This window comes from Asticcacaulis sp. AC466, assembly GCF_000495815.1.
Lineage (GTDB): Bacteria > Pseudomonadota > Alphaproteobacteria > Caulobacterales > Caulobacteraceae > Asticcacaulis.
Window position 1 is genome coordinate 1 of record NZ_AWGE01000029.1, and the last position, 14,009, is coordinate 14,009.

The window sequence follows — 14,009 nt, forward strand, 5'->3', positions numbered from 1 at the left end:
AGCCTCCGGAAAATCCGGGGCGGTTCACACCTCTTGGTGTTGGTGGGGGGCAAGGTTCAGGTGTTCAGAAGCAAGCATCCAAAGTTTGGGCAGGTCCGCATCGTCTGGGTAGGTAGCCTGAGCTTCCTCTAAAACGTATTTGCAAACGGTTTCGAGAAGCGTGCGCGAAGCGGTAATTGCGCCCTCCGGGTCACTGGAACGGCGGTCAAGTGCCTTCTGCCAAATGCCATGCACATTCTCCGGATCGAAATCTTCTAGTGCATCACTGATCGGAGCAATCCCCGGCACTTTATCTTGAAACTCTAAGTGGTCCATGAGGGGTCTAAATTCATCCCATATGTACGCACGGCGCTCCTGATAATGTTTGAACTTCCCTTTTATAAACTGCCAAAATTGACCTGCGTCCCGGTACCGGCGCAGCATGTCAGGTACCTTTTCCCGAGACACTGGACTCGTTAGAAGTTCTTGCCGCAGCCGAGAAAAATCACTTGAGCTGAGCCCCCCAGGGTCTTGGGTTGCCGCCGCAACGAGACCGGCCTGAAGTTTCTCTGCCTTCTCCAACAGCGTCCGTTCATCGTCCTCAGTATAATCACCAGTCATCGACTCCTGCCTCGCTTCTATTTCAACTCATGGATTTATTTCCGCCAGCCACATCTACCTTCTCATAGATTGGCGTGAACTTGACTTGGAAGGGAAGCTTGCGAAGGCTCCGCTCGGAGGAATCTGCGTGTCAGTTGCTTGCCACTCTTGGATTTACATAAAGCGGACATCCTCCGCAAACCCTGAAAAAGAAAGGGCCTAGCAACGGAAGCTGCTAAGCCCAAGTTTATGTTGAGAAGATACCACTTACAAAGCATAAACTCTGCAATTGGCGTATCCCGGTCGCGTCACAACAACCGGAATGGCAAAAACGGATCGCAAACGCGCACAGCATGGCTGACGCCGTCGGTTTAAGACCCGAAATTCATATGTAAACGTTTGCACGCGTATTGCGCAAGAAAAAAAGTAGGCGTAAGGCAATAATTAGAAAAAATATTCTGTATTCACGCGGTTTGTCGTTGTGCCGTTGAGGGCGCGTGCTGTCTACGACGTCAGGCAAGGCTAAATGGGCCTTAAGGCGCGCGCAATCTTGAATACGTATTCAATTCGAATTCGTTCTGTTGAATACGTATGCACCGGCTTTGCGGTGGCAAAGGGCTTTTGTACCGGACAAACTTGGCTTAAAGCGTGCTTGATAACGATTACAGGAACAAGGAAACCCGCCATGATCTCCAGGCCGCGCCTGACGACTCTCGCCCTCTTTTTGCTGGCCGGCGGTGGTGCCGCACTTCCCGCCCTGGCTCAGGACGCCGCCCCGACTGCTGATGTGTCGCAGTCGTCGCAGGCCGCGCCGAAGTTCCAGACCATCGCCAGCGCGGATTCACCGGATAAGGTGTTGCATGTCGATGTCATGCTGAGCGGCGACGGCAACCTGTCTTATCAGGTGGTGAGAAAGGGTCAGGTCATCGTCAATCCGTCGCGCCTGGGCCTTATCCTGGCCAACGCGCCGAAATTCGACCGCTATTTCTCGCTCGAAGATACACAAACGACGACGCACGACGATACCTGGGAGCAGCCGTGGGGCGAGCGCCGGCTGACGCGCAACCATTACAACGAATTACGCGTCAATGTGGTCCAGAAGACGTGGGATAACCGCAAGATGACGGTGGTGTTCCGCATCTATGACGACGGCCTCGGGTTCCGCTATGAGTTCCCCGATCAGCCACAACTGCACAAGCTTGAAATCATGGACGAATTGACCGAGTTCGCCATCGCCGATCCGGCCACAGCGTGGTGGGACGTGGCCGGCGAATGGAACCGTGAGGAATATCTTTACGAAAAGACGCCGCTGAACGAGGTCAGCGAAGCCCAGACCCCAATGACGATCAAGACGGATAAGGGGCTTTATATTTCCTTCCATGAGGCCGCTCTGGTCGATTACGCCGCTTACTGGCTGCGTCGCGTCGATGGCCAGCGCCTGAAAACCCGTCTGGCTCCGTCGGCCATGGGCGCGCCGGTGGTGCGTGATGCGCCGTTCCCGACGCCGTGGCGGACTATGCAAATCACCGACTCGGCGGCGGCTCTGTACAATGGCTCCGACCTGATCCTCAACCTGAACGAACCCAACAAGCTGGGCGATGTGTCGTGGGTCAAGCCGTATAAATATGTCGGTATCTGGTGGGGGATGCACCTCAATAAATGGACCTGGGAAGCCGGACCTCGCCACGGCGCCACGACCGAAAACACCGAGGCCTATATCGACTTTGCCGCGAAAAACGGCTTCCGCGGCGTATTGGTCGAAGGCTGGAACAAGGGATGGGAAGACTGGTTCGGCAAGGGCTACAACTTCTCCTTCACCGAAAGCTATCCTGATTTCGATCTGGCGGCCATTTCGGCCTATGGCCTGAAAAAAGGCGTGCATCTGGTCGGCCATAACGAAACTTCCGGCAATGTCGCAGTCTATGAACCGCAGATGGCGGCGGGCTTTGCCCAGTACGAAAAATACGGCGTCGATTCGGTTAAGACGGGCTATGTCGCCGATGCCGGGGGGGCGCGCGTCCGGGCCGCCGATGGATCGATCCGCTACACATGGAACGACAGCCAGGAAATGGTTCGTCATTACCTGCTAAACGTCACGACGGCGGCCAAATACCATATCGCCATCGATACCCATGAGCCGATCAAGGATACCGGCCTGCGCCGCACCTATCCGAACTGGGTATCGCGCGAAGGTCAGCGGGGCATGGAGTATAATGCGTGGGGCGATCCACAAAATCCGCCTGAGCACGAGGCCAACCTGGTGTTCACGCGCATGCTCAGCGGCCCGATGGATTTCACGCCGGGCATATTGTCTTTGCAGGGGCAGGGCAAACCGATTGCCTCGACCCAGGCGAAACAACTGGCGCTCTATGTTGTCTTGTATTCGCCGATCCAGATGGCGGCCGACCTGCCGGAAAACTACGCTAAATATCCCAAGCCGTTCCAGTTTATTAAGGATGTGCCGGTGGATTGGGAGCAGTCAATCGCGCTCAACGGTGAGATTGGCGACTATGCCACCATCGTGCGCAAGGATCGTCACTCGGAAGATTGGTATCTCGGCGCGGTGACAGATGAAACCGAACGTAAGGTGTCTGTGCCTCTCACCTTCCTCGATCCGGCAAAAAAGTACGTCGCGCAAATCTATCGCGATGGTCCAAAGGCTGGCCTGACGGGCGATGCCCGCTTTGACATCGTTATCGAAGAAAAGCCGGTGACCGCCGCCGACACGCTGGAGCTCCGCATGGCGCCGGGCGGCGGTGAGGCCATCCGCTTTGTGGCCCAGGGCGGAAAAGTGGCGAAGAAGAAAAAATAGTCCATTCAGCGCATTCATTGGCGCGGAAGGTTGTCATCTGTCTTTGCAGTTTTTTGAAAGCGCTTGCTTTCGCAAAGGAAACTATGTTTTCTCATCCCAAGCCCGTGTGAAAAGGGTTTGGGTGGGACGCATGGATACACTTTCGAGTAAAATCAGGCTTGAGGATCTGGCGAAGATCGCAGGCGTTTCTGTGGCGACAGTGTCGCGTGCGCTCAACGATTCCCCTGCCGTCAATCGCGTGACCAAACGGCGGATATGGAAGATTGCCCGTGATCACAACTATGTTCTGAACCAGGACATGCCGATGTCGATGTCGGGATCTCAGGCAACGATCGCTATCGTCATTCCGCCGCCGCACGGCCGCGAAGGCCGCTTTTCAGATCCTTTTTATCAGGAAATGATTTCCGGTGTCGGCGAAGCGGCGCGGGACATGGGGTGCGACCTGCTGCTGTCGCACCTGACACCCAAAAGCCAGAACGACCTCGTCACTCTGATGCAGAATATCAAAGCCGACGGCGTCATCTTCCTTGGCCAAAGCTATCTGCACGACCGCTTCAACCAATTGGCGCGGTCAACCAACAAGTTCATTGTGTGGGGCCAGGAACTCCCCGGCCAAAAATATTGTACCGTCGGGTCGAACAATCTTCAGGGCGGCACGCGCGCCACGGCTCACCTCGCGCGCCTTGGGCGTAAGCGCATCGCCTATTTCGGTGAAACGGAAGGTACCGAAATGAAGCAGCGATTTCAGGGCTATCTCAATGTCCTGAATGAATCGGGCCACGTCTATGATCCGCGTCTGGTCGTCAACACACATTTCGAAATTGCATCTGCCGAAAATGCTGTCCTCAGCCTGATCAATAAAGGCATTGCGTTCGATGGCCTGTTTGCCTGTTCCGACATTATTGCTTTCGGCGCCATTCGCGGTTTGATGCGTGCCGGCTTGCGCGTGCCGGAAGATGTTTCGGTGGTGGGCTACGACAATATCGTTTTGGCTTCGCTGACCCATCCGGCCCTGACGACTATTTCGCAGGATCTGGCCCGCGCGGGCAAGCTGATGGTCTCCAAGCTCATCGGCTCGATTTCCAATGACGAAAGCCATTCTGAGATCGTAGCCACTGAATTGGTAGTCAGGGAATCGTGCGGCGGTTAGAGGAACACGCGTTCAATTTGGCTTACGTATTGAACGCGAGGCGCGGAAAAACGCAAAATGTCGAGCGGGCTGCATATTCGACCTGAGTTAATCCGAAGGCAGATCGCTCTAGCTCGGTTTGGTTGTGCGTCGGTCAACATTAATTGACCTATGGGTAAGGCGGCGCGATCCATGCCATATCGCTATTGCGACGAATTTGCAGTTTTTTGCAATTTTTTACACTTTGCGTCAAATTTTGTACCGGCCACTTCATTGTCTTACGAAAGGCTTCATCACCAAATATTGCCGTAAAATAATATAAATCGTCCATTTTGCCATAATTTCGTATCTTGAAAGCCACAATATTACGAATAGTTCAGGTTTATAGCTGCAAATTTTTGCAAAGCATTGCAAAAACAACGGTGTTGTAGATACTCGCGCCTTAGACGCCAATAAGAGTGTCGTGAGGGTTGAGACGTCAAAGGCGAATGCTCCGCACATAATGACGGGGCAAGCGTTGATAAGATCAAAACGCAACACCAGGAGAGCTTATATGCTTAAATTAAAGGGTCGTAACGTGGCGTTCAGGACGCGCCTGCTGACCTGTGGCGCCACGGCTGCCGTATTGACCGCCATGTCGGTCGCGTTGCCTGCCATGGCTCAAACGACCACGGCACCTGCCGATGACACGACAACCATCGTCGTGACAGGCATCCGTCGCGGCATCCAGGACGCCATCTCAGCCAAGAAGAAATCGGCCCAGATCGTCGAAGCCGTCTCCGCCGAAGACATCGGCAAGCTGCCCGACGCCTCGATCGCCGAATCGATTGCCCGCCTGCCCGGCATTGCGGCCCAGCGCACAAACGGTCGCGCCCAGTCGCTGTCCATTCGCGGTCTTGGCCCCGATTACACCGTAACCACCCTGAACGGCCGCGAACAGGTTTCCACCGGTGACAACCGCTCTGTCGAATTCGACCAGTATCCGTCGGAACTGATCTCCCAGGTCCTGATCTACAAGACGCCGAATGCTGGCATGACGACCCAAGGCATCGCCGGCACCGCCGATCTGCAAACCGTCCGCCCGCTGGCCTATGGCAAGCGCGCCGCCGCCATCAATGTCCGCGGCGAGCAGAACAGCGAAAGCGCTGCCGTCGGTGGCATGAAGAATACGGGCAACCGTTATTCGCTGATGTATATCGACCAGTTCGCCAACAAGACGATCGGCCTGGCCCTGGGCTATGCCCATACCGACTCGCCCTATCAGGTCCTGAAGAAGGAACCCTGGGGTGACGGCGGCTATCCGACCTGCGGCGCGTGTCTGCCTGCAAATCAGAATCTGCTTATTCTCGGCGGCGCCAAGGACGGCATCATTTCGTCGAACCTGAAGCGTGATGGCTATATGGGTGTCTTGGAATGGCGTCCGAACGACCACCTCCACATGACCCTGGACGCCTATCATTCCGATTTCCGCGAATTGCAGAAGATTGCCCGTATCGAATATCCGCTGGCCTGGGGTGCCAACCACCTGGCGCCGGGCTATACGGCGGGTCAAACCTTCGTCACACACGGCGTTTTCAACGACGTCGCCGCTGTCGTCGAAAACTATACCAATGATCGCAAGGCCAAACTCGACGCCATCGGCTTGAACACCGAATACAAGCTGAACGACAACTGGGACCTGATGGCCGATGCGTCCTATTCGAAAGTGGCGCGCGACGACGTCATTCTGGAATCGACAGGCGGTACGGGCGCCAGCTCTTCTACGACCCGCCAGCTCGACACGGTGACCTTCGACACGCCGGACGATTACGGTCTGTCGACGCTTCATGGTGTTGTCGACTATTCCAACTTCGCCACCACCTTCCTGACTGATCCAGGCGGTTGGGGCGGCCCGGTCGCCAATCGTGCCGGCTACGTCAAGGCGCCGCATATCGAAGACGAGCTGTCGACGATCAAGCTGGCCGCCACGCGCCATATGGATAATGTCTTTTCAAGCGTCAGCTTCGGCTATACCACCGCGCACCGCACGAAGGACAAGCAGGGCGTCGAAGGTTTCCTGTCATTGAAGACGGGGCCGCAGGAAGTTGTGCCTGAGAAGTATCGCCTCGGCGTCACCGATGCCGCCTTCCTGGGCGGGTCGTCGGGGATGATCTCCTACGACGGTCTGGCCATGTACAAAGACGGCTACTTTAATTTCACGCAGGACGTCGGCCAGGACACGGTCAAGCGCACCTGGAACGTGGATGAGCATGTCGATGTTATGTTCGTGAAGGCCGATCTGGACACCCACCTGTTCGGTTTCCCGCTCACGGGTAATATCGGCATTCAGTCGCAGCACGCCAAGCAGACGGCCAAGTCCTACTTTACCGACGGCACAGCCAACGGCAAGACCCTGAAAACCGAAAGTGCCGACTACACCGATATCCTGCCGAGCGCCAACTTCAACTTCGCTTTGTCGGATGACATGACCCTGCGCGTTGGCGCTGGCGTCACCATCGCCCGTCCGCGTATGGACGACATGGCGGCGGGCGTCGGCTATGGCCCTATCTCCAACGGCAATCAACCGGTGCAGTTCAACGGCAGCAGCTATTACTGGTCCGGTTCCGGAGGCAATCCAAGCCTGCGTCCATGGAAGGCAACGGCGGTCGATATCTCATGGGAAAAATACTTCGGTCGCAAGGGATACGTCGCGATCGCCGGCTTCCACAAGACGTTGAACTCCTACATCTATAACCAGACCCTGTTGCGCGACTACACCGGGGCGGCAATCCCGACCGGCGCCGATCCAGCGGCCTATTCGCTGGCCCTGGCCAATCGTACCGGCACGGTCTCCGTCATGCAAAATGGCACCGGCGGCTGGATCCGGGGGGTAGAGCTCACCTTGTCGGTGCCGGGCGATCTCGTCACGCCGTACCTGAACGGCTTTGGCGTCATTGTTTCAGGAGCGTTCAACGAATCGCAGATCAATCCGTCGGGCACCAACCCGATCGATCTGCCGGGTCTGTCCAGGCAAGTGATCAACACCACCGTCTATTACGAAAACCATGGCTTCTCGGCGCGTCTGTCCAATCGCTATCGCGGCGCTTTCCTTGGCGAAGTGCCGGACTATACCAACAGCCTGCAAAGCCGGTATGTCGCCGGTGAATCCCTGCTCGACGCCCAACTGGGCTACGAATTCCAGGGCGGCAGCCTGAAGGGCCTGTCCTTATCGTTCTCGGCGACCAACATCACCAACGAACCGTTCAAGCTCTACACCAAGGGCAACAAGAACAATGTGATGCGCTATGAAACCTATGGTTCGACCTACCTGTTCGGCGTGAACTACAAGTTCTTCTAAAGCCGACACGTCACATAAATTTGCACCCGTCGACTCTCCCGTCGGCGGGTGCTTTTATATTCTGATCGTCTAAGCTCATAAGATATTCGGGGAAACGCCATGGCCGCTGAGCCCATCAAGACCATCGTCATTCTGGGCGGCGGCACCGCCGGGTGGCTGAGTGCGACCTTCCTCAACCGCATTTTGGGGGACACGGTCGACATCACCCTGATCGAATCAGACGATATCGGCACGGTGGGCGTGGGCGAAGCTACCATTCCGCCGCTCGTCAATCTTCTGGTCTTTCTCGGTCTCGACGAGCGCGAGGTCATGAAGGCGGTTCAGGGCACTTACAAGCTTGGTATCGAATTCATCGACTGGTACGAAAAGGGCGAGGCCTACAGCCATGCCTTCGGTGCGCCGGGCAATCCGCTGGGCGTCCTGCCCTTCCATCAGTACTGGCTACGTCAACGGATGCGCGGCAAGGGCGGCAGCCTGTGGGATTACAGCCTGAACCACATGGCCGCCAAGGCCAACCGCTTTACCCATATGAAGACCATCCCCAATACGCCGAACATGGAGGGCATGAATTACGCCCTGCATTTCGACGCAGGCCTGCTAGCCAGGTATCTGCGTGGACATTGCGAGGCGCAAGGCGTCACGCGTCGTGAAGGCAAGGTGGCCGGGGTCAATCTGCGCGCCAAAGACGGCTTTATTGAAAGTCTGCGCCTTGAAGGCGGAGAGACTGTGGGCGGTGATTTCTTCCTCGACTGTTCAGGCTTCCAGGGCGTGCTGATCGAAGGGGCGTTGAAGGCCGGCTATGAGGATTGGACGCGCTGGTTGCCGTGCGATCGCGCCTTGGCCGTGCCGTGCGCATCGGCCGGACCGCTCAAACCCTATACTCAGGCACGCGCCCATACCGCCGGGTGGCAATGGCGCATTCCCTTGCAGCATCGCACCGGCAATGGCCATGTCTTTTCGAGCGCCTTCATGGAGACCGACGAGGCGGCCAAGATCCTGCTTGCCAATCTGGACGGCGAGCCGCTGGCCGAGCCGCGCCTGCTCAAATTTACAACGGGGCGGCGGCGCAAGACCTGGGTCAAGAACTGCGTGGCCCTGGGACTGGCCTCGGGCTTTATGGAACCGCTGGAATCGACCAGCATACATCTGGTCCAGACCGCCTTGCAGCGCCTTGCGCATATGTTCCCGGATAAGGGTTTCAACCCCATCGAGATCGCGGAATATAACCGCAAAACCCAGCGCGAATACGAATTGATTCGCGACTTTCTGGTCCTGCATTACACTGCCACCCAGCGTGCCGACAGCCCGTTCTGGAATCACTGCCGCACCATGGATGTGCCGGACAGTCTGAACGGCAAGGTCGATTTCTTCCGCCAGCATGGCCGCGTCATTGTCGAGGAGGACGACCTGTTCAAAGAGGCCAATTGGGTACAGGTGCTGATCGGTCAGGGTGTCATGCCGGAAAGTTGTTCGCCATTGACCCTGAATGTGCCGGAAAAGAAGCTGGACGACTATTTCCAGCATATCCGCCAGATTTACGAGACCACGGTCATGAAGACACCGTCTCATGCCCAGTACATCGCCTATCATTGCCAGGCGGAAACGTGATCTGCGGTAGTTAGAGGTTTGCCGCCAGCCAGGCTTGTGTGTCGGCCAATAGAGGCGCCTTGCGACGGAAGGGCACCGAGTAGACGGCGGCCGTATCCTGGTGGCTCAGGCCGTCATACACCTTCAAGGTCACATCCGTGCCAGCGGCCTTCAGGCGCGCATCGAGATTGACGGCATTGCGCAGGCCCACCACCTGGTCCGCCCGGCTTTGCAGCAGCAGGAATTTTGTGTCGAGTTTACGGGCATAGGTGACCGGCTGTGTTTCGGCGGGACGGGGCCATTTACCGAAAGCATCGATAGATGACGCAACGTCAAACGGATAGAAGTCATAAGGACCGGCAATGCCGACGCAGACCTTTAATGGCGACGGATTGCCGAGATAGCGGGCATCCAGGGCCATCATGACCGCCGCATAGGCGCCGGCAGAATGACCCGCCACCCCCAGGCGGCTGGCGTCGCCTCCATATTCGCCAGCATGGGCGATGACGTGCTTTATGGCACGGGCGTTGTCTTCGAGAAAGACCGGGTAGACGACCTGCGGCACCAGTCGATAGTCGGGTATTGCCACGACATAGCCGAGAGCCGCCAGCGCATGCCCCATCCATGTATAGTCGGCCTTCGATCCTGAATTCCACCCGCCGCCATAGAAGAAGACCAGCACCGGCAGGTCCGTGCTGGCGCCTTTCGGGGCGTAAACGTCATAGGTTTGGCGGGTCTCTTCACCAAACCGGACATCGCGCGCCACGCGCCGGGCCTCATCCTTGGGCGTGAAGGTATTGAACAGGGTGAGGGTATTGCAGGCGGCCAGCAGCGGCGCCAATCCGACAAGGCCAAGCAGGGAGCGTTTCGGCACAGTCACGGTCTCAAAATCTCAGAATAGGCAGCAGAAAATCAAAAATCACTAAGCACTTCCCGCCGGTTGGGCCACAAAAAGGCGCTAAATCTCCACGGAGATTTGCGAGCGTTCCGTCGGTGGTTTTGGTTTCAGTCGAAGCCCCTTGGCGAACAGCAGAAGGGCCTCCCAGTGGATGCCGATTACCACACCCAGCGTCATCAACGGCATGGCGAAGAACAGCCATAACAGGGTCCGGTCACACAAGGGTTCGCGTTTGGCGGTGAAGCCGGCAAAGAGCATAGGTGTGCCGTCCTGTTTCAAGTCGATCTTCAATGCGAAGGTCTCCGCCGGTGCGATCAGGTCGAAATCGTACGCCATATCCATGTCCATAAAGGGAGAGACGTGGAGACGTTTGTCGCTGGCCTGGGTAACGCGCCGGCCCGTCTGTCGCACCGGCAGGACATAGGAATGACGGTCGCCGAAGGTATTGTTGACTTCGTAGACGATTGCCCGCATTGCGCCATCGGGCTTCTGCACGAAATAGAGGCTTATCGGGTTGAAAACGAAGCCCAGCATACGCGGCATGGCGAGCAGAAACAGCCGGTCGCCGGCCTCATACAGGCCGTGGCCGGTCAGGAGGGCTACCATACGATCTTTTAACGACGCCGTCCCGGCGCGCGCCTTGTCCGGGCCGTGGTCGCGATCGTAGAAGCCGAACAGGTTGAAACGGTTGCGTGAGAAGAAGCGGGTGGTCACCGGCGCATCCAGGTCAATCAGAACCTGAAAAATCCGATAGCTCAGGCGGTGCGGTTTCGGCGCGAAGCGCTGGTGGACGACCTCGCCCCGGTAAAGCGCGGTGTGCAGGGCGGGCGGTGATTGCGTCGGTGCGGCGGCCATGACGGATTACTCGGCCGCCATCGGCAGGACGTCATTTGCCCAGGGGTTATAGCGAATACGGCTTTGCGACCAGTCGAAATCCCACGGCCGTCGCTCGCCGGTAATGCCTTCCGCGACCGCCAGGCCCGATTGCAGGCCGTCTTCGTGAAACCCAGACCCGAAATAGGCGCCGCAGAACCAGGCGCGGTTTTGGCCTTGCAGGTCGCCCAGCCGGTCCTGGGCCGCGATGGCCGCTACGTCGAACAAGGGGTGCTCGAACACGATCCGCTTGATGACCTTATCTGGATCAACCGCGTGGGTTGGATTGAGGGTGACAAAATAGTTCGGTGCGTCCTTCAGGACCTGCAAGAGATTCATCCAGTAGGTGACGCACAGCTGTTGCTCGTCCGAGGCATCCTTTTCACCCAGATAGTTCCAGCTCGACCACGCGCGGCGGCGTTGCGGCATGAAAGCCGTATCGGTGTGCAGAACCACCTCGTTGCGGGTGTAGGTGAAAGCGCCAAGCGTGCGACGTTCCGCCGGACTGGCGTCCAGCATCTTAAGCGTGGTGTCGGCGTGCGTGGCGAACACGACCTGATCGAAACGACGGGCGACGCCATGTTGGTCGGTTAAGGTGACGCCTTCACTATCGCGCGATACCGACCGAATGGCTGTGCCGGTGTGTATTTTGTCGGCAAATTCGGGCGTCAGCTTTTTGAGATAGGCCTGAGCGCCGCCCACGACGCTACGCCACAGGATGCGATCCATGATCTGCAACAGGCCATGGTTTTCAAAAAAGGCGATGAAGGCGCGAAACGGGTAGTCCATGATCTGACGCGCCGAGGTAGACCAGATGGCCGCCGCCTGCGGCAGCAGGTGATCGTCGATAAAGGCGCGGCCGTAATTGCGATCCTTCAGATAGTCGCCGAGGCGATAGTTTTCCCGCGCCCGGGCCGCCAGGTCCTTCGGCGCTTCGCGATAAAAGCGGACGATATCGAGCAGAAGGGATAGAAAGCGGGGACGGAACAGGTTGCGCGTCTGGGCGAACAGGCCGCGCAGACCCAGGCTGGAATATTCCAGGCGCCCCTTGTCTACGGATACGCCGAACGACATGTCCGAAAGCTGATGTTCGACGTCCAGATGCTTGAACAGCTGAACAAGGTTGGGATAGCAGGGTGCGTTGAAGACGATGAAGCCCATATCGATCCACACGGGCGCCTCGGCCGTGCCGACATTGACGCTGTGGCTGTGACCGCCGACCTCTGCCTCGCTTTCGAATACGGTGATGTCGCAGCTCTTGTTCAGCATCCAGGCCGCCGACAGGCCGGCAATGCCGGTGCCGATGATGGCAATGCGTTGCCGCTTGGAAGAGGACCGATCAAACATATACGACTCGCTGTGTATTGGGGTTACCGAACATCTACGCGATGCGGGGCCTCCTGGATCACAACCGTAATAAAGGCACGGTATTTGTCCCCTTTTTTGTGCGGGAGTGATCCGCCGCTCTGTCGAAGGCGTACATCATTCATAAATTCGCTTCTGGCTTTAAAATGCACTTTGACCGCACACTGACAATCGGGTCTTCTGTCCGCATGACACCATCGGATCCAGCAGACGCCGCCGCGACCCCGGAAATGCTCATTGTGCGCATTGCCGAAACGAAGGATCGCGCCGCCTATGCAGCCCTCTTCACGCGTTTTGCCCCAAAGGTGAAAGCCTTCGTCATGGGCCAGGGCCTGACCGCCCAGGAGGCTGAGGATCTGGCGCAGGATGCGCTGCTCAATGTCTGGCGAAAGGCGCATCTCTTCGATCCGTCAAAGGCGTCGGCTGTGACCTGGATTTACTCGATCGCCCGAAACATGCGCATCGACGCCGCCCGCAAGGCCAAGCGTGTTCGGGATCTGCCCGAGGACCTGTGGCAGGGTGACGGCGAACGCGCCGCCGACGACCAGCTGTGCGATGCGCAGACGGCCCGGTCGGTTGCGGCGCTGATGGACACCTTGCCCGTCGAACAAAAGACCATTCTGCGCCTGTCCTTCTATGAGGACCTGTCGCACGGCGATATCGCCAAAGCCCTTTCCATCCCCCTGGGGACCGTCAAATCCCGTCTGCGTCTGGCCATGACCCGCCTGCGCATGGGGTTCGATACAGTATCAGGAGAACGCGTATGAGTACCGCTCACCACCCCGACGAAGAGATGTTGTGGGATTACCACCGTGGCGCTTTGGCGCCCGGCATAGCCTTGGGCGTGCGTACCCATCTCGACATGTGCGCCCAGTGCCGGACCGATATGCGGGTGTTTTCCGCCGTTGGCGGCGCTTTGCTTGACGCGGCCGAGGGAATTGCGATGAGCGACAATGCGCTGGACCTGGCTCTGGCACGTATCGAGCGTCCCGAAGCGGACGTGGCGCCGGCGCGCCGCGACATTCGTCAGCCGGCCTTTCTCAAGGGGTTCGAACTGCCTGACAGCCTGAAGCAGGTTCAGGTCAAGGACCGTTATTTTGTGGCACCAGGGGTATGGCTGGCGCCCATCGCTGTCGACCGGCCGGTCAAGGGGTCGAAAACCTATCTGATGTTCGTCAAGGCCGGGATGGCCATGCCGGAACACACACACCGGGGACGGGAAATAACCGTCATGCTGCAGGGCCATTACAAGGATCACAAGGGCGACTATCGTCGTGGCGATTTCGCCCAATGCGACGATAGCGATGACTGTCACATGCCGGCCATGCAAGGCGATGTCGATTGTCTGTGCCTGGTGGCTCAAGAAGCCGCGATAGTGCCTAAGACCTTGCTTGGGTGGCTGCTGAAACCCATTGCAAGGATATGATCG

General features: G+C 57.7%; 10 protein-coding genes. 6 read left to right on the plus strand and 4 right to left on the minus strand.

What is annotated here, in order from left to right:
* Positions 1-24: 24 nt before the first annotated feature.
* On the minus strand, positions 25-600 hold the full coding sequence (locus tag AEAC466_RS42925) for a hypothetical protein (RefSeq protein ID WP_023460202.1): 576 nt from the start codon (positions 598-600) through the stop codon (positions 25-27).
* Positions 601-1,264: 664 nt separating this feature from the next.
* On the opposite strand from AEAC466_RS42925, the gene AEAC466_RS42930 reads away from it, so the two are divergent.
* From AEAC466_RS42930 to AEAC466_RS42945, 4 genes are all read left to right on the plus strand, one after another.
* Positions 1,265-3,391, plus strand: a complete 2,127-nt coding sequence (locus tag AEAC466_RS42930; RefSeq protein ID WP_023460203.1) for a glycoside hydrolase family 97 protein — start codon at positions 1,265-1,267, stop codon at positions 3,389-3,391.
* Between the two features lie 130 nt (positions 3,392-3,521).
* Entirely contained in the window at positions 3,522-4,541 is a 1,020-nt protein-coding gene (locus AEAC466_RS42935; protein ID WP_023460204.1) for a LacI family DNA-binding transcriptional regulator, read from the plus strand.
* 532 nt (positions 4,542-5,073) lie between these two features.
* Complete coding sequence (locus tag AEAC466_RS42940; RefSeq protein WP_023460206.1) at positions 5,074-7,857, plus strand: TonB-dependent receptor; 2,784 nt, start codon at positions 5,074-5,076, stop codon at positions 7,855-7,857.
* Between the two features lie 99 nt (positions 7,858-7,956).
* Positions 7,957-9,465 (plus strand): tryptophan halogenase family protein, encoded by a 1,509-nt coding sequence (locus AEAC466_RS42945; protein ID WP_023460207.1) that lies wholly within the window; start codon positions 7,957-7,959, stop codon positions 9,463-9,465.
* A 10-nt stretch (positions 9,466-9,475) separates the two neighbouring features.
* On the opposite strand, the gene AEAC466_RS42950 is transcribed toward AEAC466_RS42945, so the two are convergent.
* The 3 genes from AEAC466_RS42950 to AEAC466_RS42960 all read right to left on the minus strand — a co-directional run bounded on the left by AEAC466_RS42950 (position 9,476) and on the right by AEAC466_RS42960 (position 12,562).
* On the minus strand, positions 9,476-10,318 hold the full coding sequence (locus AEAC466_RS42950; RefSeq protein WP_023460208.1) for an alpha/beta hydrolase: 843 nt from the start codon (positions 10,316-10,318) through the stop codon (positions 9,476-9,478).
* Between the two features lie 84 nt (positions 10,319-10,402).
* Positions 10,403-11,197 carry a DUF1365 domain-containing protein gene (locus AEAC466_RS42955; protein ID WP_023460209.1) on the minus strand — a complete coding sequence of 265 codons (795 nt, stop codon included), beginning with the start codon at positions 11,195-11,197 and terminating at the stop codon, positions 10,403-10,405.
* Positions 11,198-11,203: 6 nt separating this feature from the next.
* Positions 11,204-12,562: an NAD(P)/FAD-dependent oxidoreductase gene (locus AEAC466_RS42960; RefSeq protein ID WP_023460210.1), complete on the minus strand. Its 1,359-nt coding sequence runs from the start codon at positions 12,560-12,562 to the stop codon at positions 11,204-11,206.
* Between the two features lie 206 nt (positions 12,563-12,768).
* Here AEAC466_RS42960 and AEAC466_RS42965 point away from each other — a divergent pair, with 206 nt between their 5' ends.
* Together AEAC466_RS42965 and AEAC466_RS42970 are read left to right on the plus strand one after the other, a co-directional pair.
* Positions 12,769-13,347, plus strand: coding sequence for a sigma-70 family RNA polymerase sigma factor (locus AEAC466_RS42965; RefSeq protein WP_235074373.1), 579 nt, complete (start codon positions 12,769-12,771; stop codon positions 13,345-13,347).
* Positions 13,344-14,006: a ChrR family anti-sigma-E factor gene (locus tag AEAC466_RS42970; protein WP_023460212.1), complete on the plus strand. Its 663-nt coding sequence runs from the start codon at positions 13,344-13,346 to the stop codon at positions 14,004-14,006. The genes AEAC466_RS42965 and AEAC466_RS42970 overlap by 4 nt, the downstream gene beginning before the upstream one ends.
* Positions 14,007-14,009: the final 3 nt, after the last annotated feature.